General features: G+C 70.7%; 15 protein-coding genes. 4 read left to right on the forward strand and 11 right to left on the reverse strand.

Annotated features, from left to right (window positions below):
• Positions 1-85: 85 nt before the first annotated feature.
• The 4 genes from AB3X52_RS00495 to argJ all read left to right on the forward strand — a co-directional run bounded on the left by AB3X52_RS00495 (position 86) and on the right by argJ (position 4,310).
• The gene (locus AB3X52_RS00495) at positions 86-841 is read left to right on the forward strand and encodes a (Fe-S)-binding protein (protein WP_367990681.1); all 756 of its coding nucleotides are present in this window, start codon (positions 86-88) and stop codon (positions 839-841) included.
• 22 nt (positions 842-863) lie between these two features.
• A complete protein-coding gene (locus tag AB3X52_RS00500; protein WP_367990683.1) occupies positions 864-2,333 on the forward strand; it encodes a LutB/LldF family L-lactate oxidation iron-sulfur protein in 1,470 nt (489 codons plus the stop codon).
• Complete coding sequence (locus AB3X52_RS00505) at positions 2,330-2,971, forward strand: LutC/YkgG family protein (protein WP_367990686.1); 642 nt, start codon at positions 2,330-2,332, stop codon at positions 2,969-2,971. Before AB3X52_RS00500 ends, AB3X52_RS00505 begins: the two co-directional genes overlap by 4 nt.
• A 184-nt stretch (positions 2,972-3,155) precedes the next feature.
• A complete protein-coding gene (argJ, locus tag AB3X52_RS00510) occupies positions 3,156-4,310 on the forward strand; it encodes a bifunctional glutamate N-acetyltransferase/amino-acid acetyltransferase ArgJ (protein WP_367990688.1) in 1,155 nt (384 codons plus the stop codon).
• Between the two features lie 110 nt (positions 4,311-4,420).
• Here the strand turns inward: argJ and mftE are convergent, their stop codons facing one another.
• The 11 genes from mftE to AB3X52_RS00565 form a co-directional block, all read right to left on the reverse strand.
• Positions 4,421-5,131, reverse strand: a complete 711-nt coding sequence (gene mftE, locus AB3X52_RS00515; RefSeq protein WP_367990690.1) for a mycofactocin biosynthesis peptidyl-dipeptidase MftE — start codon at positions 5,129-5,131, stop codon at positions 4,421-4,423.
• 13 nt (positions 5,132-5,144) lie between these two features.
• A complete protein-coding gene (locus AB3X52_RS00520) occupies positions 5,145-6,230 on the reverse strand; it encodes an ABC transporter ATP-binding protein (protein WP_367990692.1) in 1,086 nt (361 codons plus the stop codon).
• Complete coding sequence (locus AB3X52_RS00525; RefSeq protein WP_367990694.1) at positions 6,227-7,438, reverse strand: ABC transporter ATP-binding protein; 1,212 nt, start codon at positions 7,436-7,438, stop codon at positions 6,227-6,229. Before AB3X52_RS00525 ends, AB3X52_RS00520 begins: the two co-directional genes overlap by 4 nt.
• Positions 7,435-8,316 carry an ABC transporter permease gene (locus AB3X52_RS00530; RefSeq protein ID WP_367990696.1) on the reverse strand — a complete coding sequence of 294 codons (882 nt, stop codon included), beginning with the start codon at positions 8,314-8,316 and terminating at the stop codon, positions 7,435-7,437. Before AB3X52_RS00530 ends, AB3X52_RS00525 begins: the two co-directional genes overlap by 4 nt.
• Positions 8,303-9,334 carry an ABC transporter permease gene (locus AB3X52_RS00535; RefSeq protein ID WP_367990698.1) on the reverse strand — a complete coding sequence of 344 codons (1,032 nt, stop codon included), beginning with the start codon at positions 9,332-9,334 and terminating at the stop codon, positions 8,303-8,305. Before AB3X52_RS00535 ends, AB3X52_RS00530 begins: the two co-directional genes overlap by 14 nt.
• Positions 9,331-10,974, reverse strand: coding sequence for an ABC transporter substrate-binding protein (locus tag AB3X52_RS00540; RefSeq protein WP_367990700.1), 1,644 nt, complete (start codon positions 10,972-10,974; stop codon positions 9,331-9,333). Before AB3X52_RS00540 ends, AB3X52_RS00535 begins: the two co-directional genes overlap by 4 nt.
• Positions 10,975-11,273: 299 nt before the next feature.
• Positions 11,274-12,287 (reverse strand): amidohydrolase family protein, encoded by a 1,014-nt coding sequence (locus tag AB3X52_RS00545; RefSeq protein WP_367990702.1) that lies wholly within the window; start codon positions 12,285-12,287, stop codon positions 11,274-11,276.
• Positions 12,288-12,298: 11 nt separating this feature from the next.
• Positions 12,299-13,405 (reverse strand): zinc-dependent alcohol dehydrogenase, encoded by a 1,107-nt coding sequence (locus AB3X52_RS00550; protein WP_367990704.1) that lies wholly within the window; start codon positions 13,403-13,405, stop codon positions 12,299-12,301.
• A complete protein-coding gene (locus AB3X52_RS00555; RefSeq protein WP_367990706.1) occupies positions 13,402-14,454 on the reverse strand; it encodes a hypothetical protein in 1,053 nt (350 codons plus the stop codon). The genes AB3X52_RS00550 and AB3X52_RS00555 overlap by 4 nt, the downstream gene beginning before the upstream one ends.
• Positions 14,455-14,477: 23 nt before the next feature.
• Entirely contained in the window at positions 14,478-15,050 is a 573-nt protein-coding gene (locus tag AB3X52_RS00560) for a UGSC family (seleno)protein (protein ID WP_367990708.1), read from the reverse strand.
• 22 nt (positions 15,051-15,072) lie between these two features.
• Complete coding sequence (locus AB3X52_RS00565) at positions 15,073-16,197, reverse strand: NDMA-dependent alcohol dehydrogenase (RefSeq protein ID WP_367990710.1); 1,125 nt, start codon at positions 16,195-16,197, stop codon at positions 15,073-15,075.
• Between the last annotated feature and the right edge of the window lie 4 nt (positions 16,198-16,201).

Consider the following 16,201-nt stretch of genomic DNA (forward strand, 5'->3'; position numbering starts at 1 on the left):
GGTGATCGGTGGCGTCGGGGATGCGCTGACCCTGTGCCTACTGGTCGCCGGTCGACACCCGTGCTCGAGTGGATGGTGAAGTGACATGAAGGTCGCGCTGTTCGCCACGTGCTTCAACGACACGATGTGGCCCGAGACGCCGAAGGCGGTCGTCCGGCTGCTCGAGCGGCTGGGCTGCACCGTCGAGTTTCCGCTCGAGCAGACCTGCTGCGGGCAGATGTTGACCAACACCGGCTATGTGCGGGAGGCGCTGCCGCTGGTGGAGCGGTTCGCCGACGTCTTCGCGGCCTACGACGCCGTGGTGGCGCCGTCCGGCTCGTGTGTCGGCTCGGTGCGCCATCAGCACGGCATGATCGCCCGCACGTGCGGGCGGCCGGCGCTGGCCGAGCGCGCGGTCGAGGGATCACGGAGGGTCTACGAGCTCAGCGAGCTCCTCGTCGACGTCCTCGGCGTGACCGACGTGGGCGCCACCTTCCCCCACCGCGTGACCTACCACCCCACCTGCCACTCGCTGCGGATGCTGCGGGTCGGCGACAAGCCGCTCCAACTCCTCCGCAAGGTGCGTGGCATCGATCTGGTCGAGCTGCCCGAGGCGGAGTCGTGCTGCGGGTTCGGCGGCACCTTCGCGGTCAAGAACGCCGACACCTCGGTCGCGATGGGTGCCGACAAGGTGGGCCACGTGCGCGCCACCGGGGCCGAGGTGCTGGTGGCGGGCGACAACAGCTGCCTGGCCCACATCGGCGGCCTGCTGCACCGCCAGCGCGCCGGCGTACGCGTCATGCACCTGGCCGAGGTGCTGGCCAGCACCGAGGAGGACGTCGCGAAGGAGATGGCTCTGTGAATCACCCCAATCGAGGACTCCGATGACCGGTGAGGCGAGCGGGACGTACGTCGGGATGCCGACGTTCCCGACGGCGGCCAGGGAGGCGCTCGGCAACTATCAGCAGCGCAAGAACCTCCACCACGCCACCCACACCATCCGCGACAAGCGAGCGAGGGTGGTCGGGGAGGTCGAGGACTGGGAGGCGCTGCGGGTCGCCGGGGCGGCGATCAAGGACGAGGTGCTGACCCATCTCGACGATTACCTCGTCCAGCTCGAGGAGTCGCTGACCCGGGCCGGCGCGAGGGTGCACTGGGCGCGCGACGCCGCCGAGGCCAACCGGATCGTCACCGGCCTGGTCGAGGCCAAGGTGGCCGGCGATGAGCACCGCGAGGTGGTCAAGGTCAAGTCGATGGCCACTCAGGAGATCGAGCTGAACGAGGCCCTCGAGGCCGCCGGGATCCATGCCTGGGAGACCGATCTGGCCGAGCTGATCGTCCAGCTCGGCCACGACAAGCCGAGCCACATCCTGGTGCCCGCGATCCACCGCAACCGCGCGGAGATCAAGGAGATCTTCACCCACGAGATGGGCAAGGTCGGGCAGCCGGCGCCCGAGGGCCTCACCGCGGAGCCGCGAGTCCTCGCCGAGGCGGCCCGGGTGCACCTGCGTGAGAAGTTCCTGCGCGCGAAGGTGGCGATCTCGGGGGCCAACTTCGCCGTCGCCGAGACCGGCACCCTGGTGGTCGTCGAGTCCGAGGGCAACGGCCGGATGTGCCTGACGCTTCCCGAGACGCTCATCTCGGTGGTCGGCATCGAGAAGGTGGTGCCGAGTGTCGCCGACCTCGAGGTCTTCCTCCAGCTGCTGCCGCGGTCCTCGACCGGTGAGCGGATGAACCCCTACACCTCGATGTGGACCGGCCTCACGCCCGGTGACGGCCCGCAGGAGGTCCACGTGGTGCTGCTCGACAACGGCCGCACCTCCGTGCTGGCCGACGAGCTCGGGCGGCAGGCGCTGCGCTGCATCCGCTGCTCGGCGTGCCTCAACGTCTGCCCGGTCTACGAGCGGGTCGGCGGCCACGCCTACGGCTCGGTCTACCCCGGCCCGATCGGGGCCGTCCTCAACCCGCAGCTGCGTGGCACCGGCTCCGAGATCGACAAGTCGCTGCCCTACGCCTCCTCGCTGTGCGGCGCCTGCTTCGACGTCTGCCCGGTGCGCATCGAGATCCCCGAGCTCCTCGTCCACCTGCGTGCGCGGGTGGTCGAGGAGAAGCGCGGCGGTCTGCCCTCTGGTGAGGAGCTGGCGATGAAGGGCGCGGCCTGGCTCTTCTCCGACGCCACCCGCTGGGAGCGCGCGCAGAAGGGCGCCGAGCTCGGCGGGCGCGTGCTGCGCAAGAAGGACACGCTGGGCCGGATCCCGGGCCTCGGCGCCTGGTCACAGGCCCGCGACGCCCCGAGGCCACCGACCCAGACGTTCCGGAGCTGGTGGAAGCGGGAGAAGGGGAGCCAGGCGTGAGCGCGCGTGAGGAGATCCTCGGCCGGGTCTCGGCCGCACTCTCGGGGGTGCCGCGGTCCGCGCCGGGCGCGACCCAAATCCCGCGGGAGTACGCCACGACGAGCGCGGCCCGCGTCGACGACGTCGCCGCGCTCTTCGTGGAGCGCGTCGAGGACTACCGCGCGGTCGTCACCCGGGTCAGCGAGGACGCTCTCCCCGCGGCGGTGGCGGCCGGGCTCGGGCAGGCGCGCCGGATCGTCGTACCCGCCGGCCTGCCGTCCTCCTGGCTCGCCGTCCTCGACGGGGTGGAGACCGTCACCGACGACGGCGCCCTCTCACCGGCCGACCTCGACGCCTTCGACGGCGTCCTCACCGCCGCCGCCGTCGGCATCGCCCTCACCGGCACGATCGTGCTCGACCACGGCCCCGACCAGGGCCGGCGCGCCCTCACGCTCGTGCCCGACCTGCATGTCTGCGTCGTGCGCACCGACCAGCTCGTCGGCGACGTCCCCGAGGGCGTCGCCCGGCTCGCCACGGCGGTCGCCGCGGGCAGCCCGCTCACCTGGATCAGCGGCCCCTCGGCCACCAGCGACATCGAACTCGAACGGGTCGAGGGCGTCCACGGCCCACGCACCCTGCACGTCCTGCTCGTCGGCTGAATCAACGGGCTGAGTCAGCGGGCCGGGTCAGCGCGCCCGGGTGGCTGGCGGCGCGTTCGGGACCCTCGGCCCGGCGTCGCGACGCCGGGCCCGCGCCCGCACGCACCGTCGCAGCGCGGCAGACTAGGGGCCGCGACGGCCGCCGGCCGTCGTACGACCGACAGACCGGAGAACGGAGAACCTCTTGCCCAGCCCTCAGGGATTCGTCGGCACGACCGCCAACCTCGGCCTCAAGGAGGGCGCTGACGACTTCGCCGTCGTCGCCTCGAGCGCCCCGACGACGAGCGCGGCGGTGTTCACCCGGTCACGCTTCGCCGGCGCGAGCGTCGTGATCAACCGTGAGGCGGACCTCTCCGCCTTCCGCGGCATGGTGACGATCTCGAAGAACGCCAACGTCGCCACGGGTGAGGAGGGGCGTGCGAACGCCCTGGAGGTACGCCGCCTGGCGGCCGAGCTGGTGGGCTGCCGCCCCGAGGAGCTACTGGTCGCGTCGACCGGGGTGATCGGCGTGCAGTACCCCATGGACCTGCTCCGCTCCTCGCTCGGCACGCTCGCCGGCACGGTCGGTCCGCTCGACGCCGACGGCTTCGCCGCGGCGGGCGCGGCGATCATGACGACCGACACCCACCCCAAGGTGGAGACCCGCGCGGTCGGGGCCGCGACCCTCACCGGCGTCGCGAAGGGCGTCGGGATGATCGAGCCCAACATGGCGACGATGTTGGCCTATTTCTTCACCGACGCGGCCGTGCCGGCCGCCGACCTGGACGCGATCTTCCGGCGGGTCGTCGACCGCACCTTCAACGCGGTCAGCATCGACACCGACACCTCCACCTCCGACACCGCGGCCGTCTTCGCCAACGGCCTCGCCGGCGAGGTCGACCTCGCCGCGTTCGAGGAGGCGCTGCACGACTGCGCCCTCGCGCTGGTCAAGCAGATCGCCTCCGACGGCGAGGGCGCCTCCAAGCTCATCTCGGTCACCGTCGCCGGCGCCCGCGACGACGCCCAGGCCAAGCGGGTGGCCAAGACGATCGTCAACTCGCCGCTCGTGAAGACCGCCGTCCACGGCGCCGACCCCAACTGGGGGCGGATCGCCATGGCGATCGGCAAGTGCGAGGACGACCTCGACATCGAGCCCGAGAACGTCGCGATCGCGTTCGGCGGCACCCGGATCTATCCCGGTTCCGTCTCGCCGGAGACCCTCGCCGGCCTGTCGGCCTACCTCCAGGGCAGCGAGGTCTCGATCGAGGTCACGCTCGGCATCGCCGAGGGCGCCTTCACCGTCTACGGCTGCGACCTCACCGAGGGCTACATCCGGATCAACGCCGACTACACGACCTGAGTGCGGGGCCGTCGATTCCCGGGAAAGTGGCCAGTTGTCAGGGAACGAGCCACCTGACAACGGCAGATCTCCCCGGCCGGCCGGGGAAAATCCGATGCGCCGGCCCCTCCTCAGCGGTCGAGCCGGCGTACGACGTCGTCGACCATCGCCTCGAGGACGTGACGGCCGTGCTCGGCGGAGGCACCGGCCGGGTCGCCGAGCACCCCGTTGGGCGAGACCGCGCCCACGCCGCCGGCCATCATGGCCGGGAGGATCTCGGCGAGCGGTGCCGTGTTGCCCGCGGCCGCCCGCTCGAGGCGTACGTCGCCAGGCCGGATGTGCAGCATGAGCGAGGTCTCCGTGTGGCCGGCGTGGAGGTCGACCTCCTCGGTCGCGCACGGCACCCAGGCGACGTCGTGCCCCTCGCCAACCAACTGCTTCACCGCGTCGGCGAGCGTGGGCGCGTTGCCGCCGTGGGCGTTGACGAAGACGACCCGGCCAGCCCAGGTCGCCAGCGACCGGACCAGCTCGACGACGACCAGCCGCAGCGCCTCGGCGCCGATCGACATCGTGCCGGGGAAGCTCTGGTGCTCGCCGCTGTTGCCATAGACCAGCGGGGGCGCGACCAGCCCGCCCGACCGCTCGGCGACCCCCGCCGCGACGGCGGCGGCGATGGCCGAGTCGGTGTCGAACGGCAGGTGCGGCCCGTGCTGCTCGATCGAGCCAACCGGGACGAGGACGAGCGGCTGCTCGGGGACGTCGGGCCAGGCCTGTCCGGCCAGTGCCTGGGTAGTCAGTGCCTGGGGAGTCAGTGCCTGGGTGTCCAGTGCCGGTGTGGTCATGCCGCCCAGGCTGTCACTCGGCGCCGGCCGCGAGACCGACGGTCCCCTCGCGCGGTCCCGGGATGGTGGCCGCGAGGTCCTCGAGCGGGAAGTGGCACGCGACGTGGTGGCCGTTGCCGTGGTCGGTGAGCAGCGGCTCCTCGACCGCGCACTTCTCCTGCGCCCGCGGGCAGCGGGTGCGGAAGCGGCAGCCGCTGGGCGGATCGAGCGGCGACGGCGGCTCACCGGCGAGCGGCACCGGACGGCGAGCGGCCCCGGTCTCCGGGTCGAGGCCGGGGATCGAGTCGAGGAGCGCCCTCGTGTAGGGGTGCCGCGGCGTGAGGTAGAGCTGCTCGGCCGGCCCGACCTCGGCGAGCTGACCGAGGTGCATGACGGCGACCCGGTCGCTCACCTGCTTCACCGTCGCGAGGTCGTGCGCGATGAAGAGGTAGGACAGCCCGAGCTCGGAGCGCAGCTTCTCGAAGAGGTTGAGCACCTGCGCCTGGATCAGCACGTCGAGCGAGGAGATCGCCTCGTCGCAGATGATCAGGGCCGGGTTGAGCGCGATGGCCCGCGCGATCGCGACGCGCTGCGCCTGGCCGCCCGAGAGCTCGAGCGGACGCCGCCGGCAGTACGTCGCCGGGTCGAGCCCGACCAGATTGAGCAGCTCGTGCACCCGCTCCCGACGCGCGTCACGGGAGAGCCCGCCCTGCGCCAGCAGCGGCTCGGCGACCACGTCCTCCACCCGCCAGCGCGGGTTCAGCGAGCCGAACGGGTCCTGGTAGACCATCTGCATGTCGTGCCGGGCCTTCTTGAGGCCGTGGTGCGACAGGGTCATCAGGTCCTGACCGCGGAAGACGACCTCGCCCGACTTCGCCCGGGGCGCCTGGATGATCGAGCGCGCCAGCGTCGACTTGCCCGACCCGGTCTCGCCGACGATGCCGAGCGTCTCCCCCGGCATCAGGTCGAAGGACACGTTGGAGACCGCGTGCACGACACCCGTCTTCACGCCCCCCACGCCCCGGCTCACGAACTCCTGGACGAGGTTGCGGACGCTGAGGAGCGGCTCCGTGGTCGCGGCGGCGTGCGCGCCGGTCTTCTCCTGCTCGACGACGCTCACGCCTCGCCTCCCTTGCTCAGTGGGTTGCCGGTCGCGGCCGGCGTACCGGTCGCTGCGGTCGATCCGTTGCGTGCGGCCTCCGCCGCCGGCGTACGACGGCTCTCGGCCGGGTGCCAACAGGCGAACCAGTGCCCCGGCTCGTGCTCGTCGAGGGTCGGCGCCACGGCGCAGTCGTCCTGGGCGTTGACGCACCGCGGGCGGAACGCGCAGCCCTGCGGCAGCGCGCTCAGGTCCGGCGGCTGGCCGCCGATGACGGGCAGCAGGCTGTGGGCCTGGGTCGTCAGCTGCGGGATCGCGCCGAGGAGCGCCCGGGTGTAGGGCATCCGGACGTTGGAGAAGAGATCCTCGGTCTCGGCGTACTCGACCGCCTTGCCGGCGTACATGACGAGCACCTCCTGGGCATAGCTCGCCGCCAGCCCGAGGTCGTGGCTGATCATGATGACCGCCATCCCGAGCCGCTCCTGGAGGTCGACGAGGAGCTCCATGATCTGCGCCTGGGTGGTCACGTCGAGCGCTGTGGTGGCCTCGTCCGCGATGAGCACCTTGGGGTCGCCGGCGAGCGCGATCGCGATCATGACGCGCTGACGCATGCCGCCGGAGAGCTGGTGGGGGTACTCGTGGAAGCGTCGCTCCGGCGCGGGCAGGCGGACGAGCTTGAGCAGCTCGATGGCCCGCGCCTGGGCGCCCTTCTTGTCCAGGCCGTTGCGCTCGCTGTGGGCGCGGATCGCCTCGACGATCTGCGCCCCGATCCGCATGGTCGGGTTGAGCGAGCGCGCCGGGTCCTGGAAGACCATGGCGAGGTCGCAGCCACGCAGGCGTCGCATCGCCTTCTCGCTCATCCCGACCAGCTCGGTGTCGCCGAGCCGGGCCGAGCCCGTGACGCGCGCGCTCGGCGGCAGCAGACCCATCAGCGCCCGCGTGCTCACGCTCTTGCCCGAGCCGGACTCCCCGATGATGGCGAGCATCTCGCCCGCCCTCACCTCGTAGGAGAGTCCGTTGACCGCGTGCACGGTCCGGCCCTCGCGGGAGAACGCGACCCGCAGGTCGGTCACCTCGAGGACCGCCTCACGGGTCTCCCCGCGCCCGGCCTTGCGCCGGGGCGAGGGCCGGGAGCCGGGGACCGTGAGTCCTTCGGGGGCCACGGCCGGTCCGCGGGTCGCCACCGGTGCGCCGGTGAGGTCGCTCAGGGTCTCGTGCGAGGCGTTCATCGGCCGCTCCATCGGGCTCGGAGGTTCTCGCCCAGCTGGTTGAAGGCCAGCACCGTCACCAGCAGCGCGATGCTCGGCCAGACCACCTCGAGCGGTGTCGCCGACATGCTCTGCTGCCCGTCGAAGATCATGTTCCCCCAGCTGGGCGCGGGGGCCGGGATCCCGAGGCCGAGGAAGCTCAGCGCACCCTCGGTGACGATGACGATGCCCATGCCGAGCGCCGCGAAGCTGATCAGCTGCGGCGCGACGTTGGGGGCGACGTGGCGCAGCAGGATGCGCCATGTGGGACTGCCGCACAGCTGTGCGGCCTGCATGAACGGCATCTCCCGCAGGCGGAGCGTCGAGGAGCGCGCGATGCGCGCCACGGCCGGGACCGAGAAGAACGCCAGCGCGAAGATCGTGTTGCGCTTGCTGGGGCCCAGGCTCTGCGCCACCGCGAGGGTGAGGACGAGCGAGGGGAACGCGATCAGCACGTCGAGGAGACGCATGACGATCGTGTCGAACAGCCCGCCGACGTACGCCGAGACGGCGCCGATCGTCCCGCCGATGACGATGCCGATCACGTTGACCGAGATGCCGATCAGCAGGGACGCCTGTCCACCGCTGAGGAGACGGGAGAGGACGTCGTTGCCGTTGGAGTCGGTCCCGAGCAGGTGCCCCGGCGAGAACGGCCCCTGACCGGACTCCAGGACGTCGCCACCGGTCGCCCCGGGGATCGGCAGGACCGTGGGTCCGAGGAAGCAGATGGCCAGGATGAAGATCACCGTGCCGGCGGGGATCCAGGTGCGCATCCAGGCCCGCCACCGTCCGCGGGGCTTGGCCCCCGCGGCGACGACGGCGCTCTCGAGCTGCGCACTGGACGCGTCAATGACTGCCATAGCGGATCCTCGGGTCGAGTACGGCGTACAGGACGTCGACGAGCAGGTTCGCGAGCACCGCGATGGCCGCGAAGATGATCACCAGGTCCTGGACGACCACCGTGTCGCGGGTGTTGACCCCTTGCAGCAGCAGCTGCCCGAGGCCCGGGAGGGCGAAGATCTGCTCGATGATGACGGTGCCTCCGACAAGGGTCCCGATGTTGAGACCCACGATCGTGATGAGGCCGAAGGAGGAGTTGCGGAACGCGTGGCTCCACAGCACCCGCCAGGGGCCGACCCCCTTCGCGCGGGCGGTGTCGACGTAGTCCTCACCCTGCATCTGGTCGACGATGTCCCCCCGCAGGAAGCGGGTGTAGAAGCAGAACAGCGGGATCGCCATCGCCAGTGTCGGCAGGATCATCGACTTCAGGTTGCCGCCGATCCCGTCGGAGATATGGACGTAGCCGATCGCCGGCAGCCAGCCGAGCTCGACGGCGAAGACCAGGACCAGGAGCAGCGCGAGGACGTAGTTCGCGACCGCCAGCCCGGTCATCGAGCAGACCATGCTCACCCGGTCGAAGAGACCACCGGGCCAGCGGGCCGCCAGCAGCGCGACCGGGACGGCCACGCCGAGCGAGACGATGAACGAGAGGACGACGAGCTCGGCGGTGACCGCCCAGCGGTCGCCGAGCATGCTGCTCATGGACTGGCTGCTCACCATCGAGATGCCCAGGTCGCCGTGCAGCGCCCCGGTCAGCCAGTCCCAGTAGCGCGCCGGTCCGGACTTGTCCAGGCCGTACTGCTGGCGGAGCGCCTCGACCTGCTGGTCGGTGGCGTTCATGCCGAGCATGGCCCGGGCCGGGTCCCCGGGGATGAGGCTGAGCACCCAGAAGGTCAGCACGCTCACCCCGAAGAGGATCGGGATGGCCATGACGACCCGCTTGACGATCAGCCTCAGCAGCGGGGAGCCGGCCACCCGGCCGAGGCGGCCGAAGCCGCTCCCGGACCGGGTGGGCAGGAGACCCGAGACTGCGCTCACTGCTCTCTCCAGACCTCGTCCCAGAGGACCTGGGTGTTGACGGCGAGCGCCGGGATCGGGGTCGTCAGACCCGGACCGTGGACGCCCTTGGCGGCGACGTTCGCCGGGCTGAACGCGAACCCGAACGGGGCGTAGGCCTTGTCGGAGATGTACTTCGCGGCCTGCTGGTAGAGCTCGTCACGCTTGGTGCTGTCGGTGGTCGCACCGGCCTGGGCGAACAGGTTGTCCAGCTTCGGGTCCTTGACGCCGGTGAACGGCGAGGTCGAGGCGAAGCGGAACGCCACGCCGACGCCGGCGGCCGGGTCCCAGGCGCCCGCGGTCTGCAGCATCGCCTGCCAGTTCCCGCCGGTGAAGGCCTGGATCACGCCGGTGAGCTGCAGCGAGTTGGTCTTGACCTTGATGCCGGCCTTCTCCCACTGGGTCTGCAGCGCGGTCATCACCTGGTTGGCGGTGTAGATGTTCGTGGTGCCCAGGTTGATGGTGAGCCCGCCCAGCTCCTTGACCAGCTGCTTGGCCTTGGCGAGGTCGTAGTTGCGGTAGCCCGGCACGCTCTTGTGGTAGAAGAGCCCGCCCGGACCGGCGAAGGAGCCGCTGACCGGCAGGTCCTCCTTGAAGAGGCCCTTGCTGATCGCCGAGAAGTCGGTCGCGTAGTAGATCGCCTCGCGCGCCTTGATGTTGTTGAACGGCGCCTTCATCGTGTTGAGCTGGACGACGTACGGCGAGGTCGGCGGACCGAGCGTGATGGTGAACTTCGAGTTCTTCTGCGCCTGGTTGATCAGCGGCACGGTGCTCATGCCCTCGTAGGCGTCGGCCTGGCCGGCCTCGAGCGCCTGGTAGGCGGGCTGGTCGCCGCCGATCGACTTGAAGGTCAGGTTGTCGAGGTAGGGCTGCCCGGACTTGAAGTAGTTCGGGTTCTTCTTCAGCACGAGCTCCGAGCTGAGCTGGTCGCTGACGACGGTGAACGGGCCCGCGCCGACCGGGGCCACCTTGAACTTCGCGGCACCCATCTTCTCGAACGCCGTCTTCGAGGCGATCCAGTTGATGTTGCTGATCGGGAAGTTGCTGATCAGCGCGCCGTTCGGCTGCGCCATGTGGATGACGACCGTCAGGTTGTCCTTGGCGACGATCGGGTCCTTCTTGGCCAGCTGCCAGGTCGGGGCGCAGCTGCACGGCGACTTCGAGTCGCGCAGCATGTTCCACACGACGGTCTTGGCGTCCATCGGCGTGCCGTCGCTGAACTTGATGCCGGGCCGCAGCTTGATGGTCATGGTCTTGCCGCCGTCGGAGAACGAGTAGTTCTCGGCCTGGTTGGGCACGATCTTGGCGTTCTCGCCGTTGTCGTCGGCCTCGAGCAGGAAGAGTCCTCCGAAGATGGACTGCATCTGCGGCAGGTTGGCACCGCCGGTGGTGTTGGTGGCGGGGTCCAGGCCGGAGGCGAAGCCGCCGGCGAACCCGCTGTCCTCCAGGACGGTCAGGCTTCCGCCCGCCTGGGGCTTGCCGACGTTGACACCGGCCTCACCGTTGTTGCTGTTGGTGTTCGAGGACGAGCCGCAGGCGGTGGCGGCCAGGGCGACGGCGAGCAACCCGGCGACCGGGCCGAGCAGCCGTGCCCTCCGGTTGACATTCGCGATTCTTCTCACGTGATGCTCCGCTCCGGAGTAGGACTCAAGTGGGTGGTCGGGGTCGGCCCGAGCGACACCCGTCCCGGTCCTGTGACCGGGATCACGTCGTCAGCCTCGCGGGGTGCGGCATCGCGTTCCACGCCGCTTCCGTCCGACGAAAGGGAAGTCCGGCGAGTCGGCTCCGCCGCGGACGAACCCCGGTTTCTCTTCCGTACGACGGCAAGAACGCGCCTCCATGAAGGTGCCTGTCGGCCCGGGAAACGAACGACGCCGGCCCACCGCGGGAGCGGCGGGCCGGCGTCGTCGGGATGTGCAGGTCAGGCGGTCGGGACCGGTGCCTCGAGGCCGAGCCAGCGGTAGGCGTTGCGCCAGCCGATGTCGTCGAGCTGGTCCGCAGGCAGGTCCATCGACTTCAGCGTCCGGGCGGCCGGGTCCTCGCGCGGCATCGCCGGGAAGTCCGAGCCGACCAGCAGCCGGTCCGCCCCGAAGAGGTCGATGAGGTAGCGCAGCGTGCGCCGGTCGAAGACGAGCGAGTCGTAGTAGAACCGGCGGGCGTACTCCAGCGGCGAGGGCCCGTCGTCGGGCATCACGGCCCGCTCCGGGTTCTTCGGCTCCTCGTTCCACGAGCCGCCCCAGAAGTAGTTCGCCCGCGGCAGCATCATGGCCAGCCCGCCGGCGGCGTGGCTGAAGGAGATCCGCAGGTCCGGACACTTGGCCGCCGTGCCCCCCAGGATCATCGAGGCCGCGGCGTACACGCCCTCGATGCCGACGACGTAGGTGCCCATGGCCGACATCGGCAGCCGGTCGTTGGGTGACGGCATGGCGTGGACGAAGACCGAGAGGCCGAGCCGCTCGACCTCCTCGAAGAACGGCAGGAACTTCTCGTCGCCGATCGAGGAGCCGAGGATGTTGGAGGCGATCTCGACACCGCGCAGGCCGAGGTCCTTGACCGCCTTGAGCTCGGCGGTCGCGGCGTCGGGGTCCTGCATCGGCACCATGCCGAGACCGTGCATCCGCTGCGGGTCATGGGCGACCACGCCGGCGGTGAACTCGTTGACGTGGCGCGCCAGCGCGAGCCCGTCGGCGACGTCGAGGTCGTAGCGCAGCAACGGCGGCATCGGCGTCAGCACCTCGGCGTCGACGCCGGCGGCGTCCATCGCCTCGATGCGTCGCTCGGCCTCGAAGAAGACCTCCTTGGCCGGGAAGCGCATCTGCCCGAAGACCAGCAGCCGGTCCTTCGAGCCCTCGATCGGCTCCATCGACGGGAAGCACTCGGGGGCGTCCGCCGGATAGTCCTTCGGCAGCAGGTGGGCGTGAGCGTCGACGATCACGGAGGGCCTCCTCAGGCGAAGTTGGGGTGGATGGAGACGTGGACGGGGGGTACGTCGGAGGGCGCATCGCCACTGAGCGTGTCGATCGCCAGCGCGGCGTCGTCGAGCCCGAACGTGTGGGTGTGGAGACGCTCGAGCGGGAAGGCGCGCGACTCGATGAGCCGGATCGCCTCCTCATAGCCCCGGTAGTCCACGCCGAACGCGCCCTTGATGGAGAGCGCCCGGTTGATGATCAGGTCGGTGACCAGCGGGATCTCCCGGTGACCCTTGAGCCCCGCGAGGACGACCCGGCCGCCGTGCTTGACCACCTTGAACGCGTCGGTGATGGGACCGGCGGCCATCGGGGTGAGCTCGAGCGCGACGTCGGCCATCCGGCCGTCGGTGAGGTCGGCGACGACCTCGACGATGTCCTGGCCGCCCTCGCCGACGACGACCGTGTGGTCGGCGCCGAACTCCTCGGCGAGCGCCAGCTTGTGGGCGTCGGACTCCAGACCGGTGACGATGATCTTCCCGGCCCCGGCCGCCTTCGCGGCGATGACGGCCATCAGTCCGCGCTGGCCGGCGCCGAGGACGACGAGGGTGTCGCCCAGGCCGACCTCTCCGAGGTGGACGGCCCAGCGGACGCCGGCGCCCATCGGGTTGTACATCGCGGCCACCTCGGCCGGCAGGGTCTTGTCGATCTTGTGGACGACGGAGGTGGGCGAGAGGTACATGTACTCGGCGAAGCCGCCCCACAGGATCGGCTCGACGTCGATGCCGGTGACCCCGTGGCCGTACTTCCGGTTGCGGCAGGCCTGGTAGCGCCCGGTCAGGCAGTCCGCGCAGGCGCGGCAGGGCACGACGACCTCGAGCGCGACCCGGTCGCCCGGCTCCACGCCGAACCGCTTGGCCGCCTCCTCGCCGATCTCCTCGACGATGCCCATCGGCTCGTGGCCGGGGATGAACGGCTTGGAGTTCATCCCCATGTGGCCGCGGTAGGTCTCCACGTCGCTGCCGCAGATCCCGTTGGCCTCGACCCGGATCAGCCCGTCGTCGGGACCGATGGTCGGACGCCGGAACTCCCGCATCTCGATCTGCTTGGGTCCGACCTGTACGGCCGCGCGGACCAGGTCACTCATGCTTGCGCTCCTGTGGTGAGGGGGTCGGGGATGGCGAGCGAGGTGCCCGACCAGTCCGCGAAGAACCGCACGACCATCGAGATGCCGGCGTTGCGCGCGCCGGCGACCGCGATGAGGAGGTTCTTCGGGTCGGCGCTGGCGAGCGTCCGCTGGAACTCGTCCGGCGGGAGGGTGCCGTCGGGCGCGCGGACCCCCTGCTTGGCGTCCTTGCCCACGGCGGCGAGCTGGGCCGACGTACGCCCGGCGTGCTCCCAGAGCCATTCCCGGATCCGGTCCCGGTCATAGCCGGCGTTGGCCAGCAGCTGGGCGTGCTCGGGGCAGAAGATGATGCCCGCGCCGGCGTGGGTGAAGATCCACGACCCGGAGCGGCCGATCGTGTCCGCGAAGTCGGCGAGCAGCTGCTCGGCACTGTTGGTGTGACGGTTGTCGACGTACTCGCAGGTGCGCAGCAGCGTCGTCGTGACCGCGTTGCCGGTGACGCCGTGGGTCTCGGCGAGGGGCGCCCACGGGCTCTCCTCCTCGTTCTCCCCCAGGCAGATCTGCCAGCGGCCGGGGAGGCCCTGGGTCGCCTGCTCGAGCTCGTGCGGGTGGATGCCGTAGCCGTTGCGGACGATCAGCCCGATGGCCCGTGCGATCGTCATGTTGGGCCGGAAGCCGGGCCCGAACACGCCGCCGGCGGAGTTGAAGCCCAGCTCCTTGCGGATCGGGCCGTTGACGATGATCAACGGCGCCGGGCCGCTGGTCGACTGCCAGCCACCACCGGTGGTGGTGCGCTCACGGCAGAGCGACTCCCACACGGCGAGCACGATCGGGAAGTACGACGGCAGGCAGCCCGCCATGGCGGCGTTGATCGCGGCGGTCTCGACGGTGAGGCTCCGGTCGAGCTGCGGCAGGTGGCCGATCACCTCGTCGGGTGCCTTGTCGACCGTCGCCAGGAACCGGTCGACCAGCGCCCTCGTCGCGGGGACGAGCGGCAGCCCGTCGGACCAGCCCTGGGTGTAGCAGTGCTCGATCGCGAGCTGGGCGGCGTCGGGGTCGAGCTCCGTCACCGGAGCCCCCTCGGGAGCGGCGGTCACCGATCGCCTCCGCTCGTCGCGGCCTGCTCGGTGAGCGTGGCGACGATCTCCGGCAGCAGCTGCTTGGCGCGGGCCGCGACCTGGTCGGGCTCGAGGATCGCCATCGGGTGCTGGGTGACGATCCACTCGTAGTCGGGCGCACCCTGCATGTTCGCCATCGTCTTGCCGGTCACCACGAAGGCGTCGGTCAGGACGACGGCGGCGGGCAGCCCGGCACGCTCGAAGTTGATCCCGTCCGCCACCGCGGCGGCGCTGCAGGAGCCGCAGTCGCCGACGCCGGTGATGACGACGTCACAGCTGGTCTTGTAGCGGTCGACGATGTCCTGGTCGACCGGCACGGAGAAGCTGCGCTTGGTCTCGACGATGCCGACCTCGGCCGCCCCGTGCTCGGAGACCAGCAGCCTGCCGACCTCCTGCAGGAACAGCATGGCGTTGTGCTTCGTGTTGTCGAGCAGCCCGATTCGGGCGCCCTTGAGATCGGTACGGCGGGGCGCCAGCCCCTCCAGCGAGGGCTTGTCGCCCTCGCCGGAGCGCGCCCGGCCGGTCGGATCGAGGATCGCGTTCGGCATGGATCTCCTCCTCTGCGGAGTGTCAGTTCTCGTGGACGATCACGCCGCGGATGTTCTTGCCGGCGTTGAGGTCCTCGTAGGCCTCGTTGACCTGGTCGAGGGAGTACTTGCGGGTGATGAGCTCGTCGAGCTTGAGGTCCCCCGACCGGTAGAGGCCGAGCAGCTTGGGGATGTCGTAGAGCGGGTTGCAGTCGCCGAAGAGGGCGCCGCGGATCTGCCGCTGATAGCTGATGAGCATCCCGGCGTGGACGTGGACGGCCTTCTCGTCGATGTGGCCGACCGCGGTGATGGTGGTCTTGCCGCCCTTGCCCGTCATGGCGACCGCGGCATTGACCATCTCCTCGGTCACCGCGTTGGGCGTCATGATGCAGTGGTCGGCGAGCTGGCCCCAGGTCTCGGCGACGACGAAGTCGCGCGCCTCCTCGTGGGACGCGAAGGCGTGGGTCGCCCCGAAGATCTTGGCGTGGTCCCGCTTGAACTCCACCGGGTCGACGACCACGACGTTCTTGGCGCCCGCGTAGCGCGCACCCTGGACGGCGTTGCTGCCCACGCCGCCGGCCCCGAAGACGACGACGGTGTCGCCCGGCTTCACGCCGGCGGCGTACACCGCCGAGCCCCAGCCGGTCGGCACGCCGCAGCCCACGAGCGAGGCGACCTCGAACGGGATGTCGTCGGCGAGCGGCACGACCGCCCACTCCGAGACCACGGCGTACTGGCTGAAGGTGCCGAGCGAGCAGAACCCGCCCAGGTCCTCGCCGTCCTGGGTGTGGAAGCGGAAGGTCCCGTCGAGGAACATTCCGCTGCCGGCGTTCAGGCCCTTGACGCACATGTTCTGGTGGCCGGTCGAGCACGGCCGGCAGGCGCCGCAGGCGGGGATGTAGGAGCAGACGACCCGGTCCCCGGGCTTGACCCGACGGACGTTCGGGCCGACCGACTCGACGTAGCCCGCGCCCTCGTGGCCACCCACCATCGGGAAGCGCACGGGCGCGTCACCGGCGGTGATGTGGTCATCGGAGTGGCACAGCCCGGAGGCGACGAACTTGACCCGGACCTCGTGCTCCTTGGGGTCGTCCAGCAGCAGGTCGGTCATCTCCCAGCCGATGTGGGGTCCGCGGGCGACGGCGGCGTGCGTGGTGATGGTGCTCATGACT

The sequence above is a fragment of the Nocardioides eburneus genome, assembly GCF_040838215.1.
GTDB lineage: Bacteria > Actinomycetota > Actinomycetes > Propionibacteriales > Nocardioidaceae > Nocardioides > Nocardioides eburneus.

Coding starts and splice junctions, on each gene's coding strand:
- AB3X52_RS00495 (WP_367990681.1), top strand. CDS start 86: ATGAAGGTCGCGCTGTTCGCCACGTGCTTCAACGACACGATGTGGCCC.
- AB3X52_RS00500 (WP_367990683.1), top strand. CDS start 864: ATGACCGGTGAGGCGAGCGGGACGTACGTCGGGATGCCGACGTTCCCG.
- mftE (WP_367990690.1), bottom strand. CDS start 5,131: ATGACCACACCGGCACTGGACACCCAGGCACTGACTCCCCAGGCACTG.
- AB3X52_RS00525 (WP_367990694.1), bottom strand. CDS start 7,438: ATGAACGCCTCGCACGAGACCCTGAGCGACCTCACCGGCGCACCGGTG.
- AB3X52_RS00530 (WP_367990696.1), bottom strand. CDS start 8,316: ATGGCAGTCATTGACGCGTCCAGTGCGCAGCTCGAGAGCGCCGTCGTC.
- AB3X52_RS00550 (WP_367990704.1), bottom strand. CDS start 13,405: ATGAGTGACCTGGTCCGCGCGGCCGTACAGGTCGGACCCAAGCAGATC.
- AB3X52_RS00560 (WP_367990708.1), bottom strand. CDS start 15,050: ATGCCGAACGCGATCCTCGATCCGACCGGCCGGGCGCGCTCCGGCGAG.
- AB3X52_RS00565 (WP_367990710.1), bottom strand. CDS start 16,197: ATGAGCACCATCACCACGCACGCCGCCGTCGCCCGCGGACCCCACATC.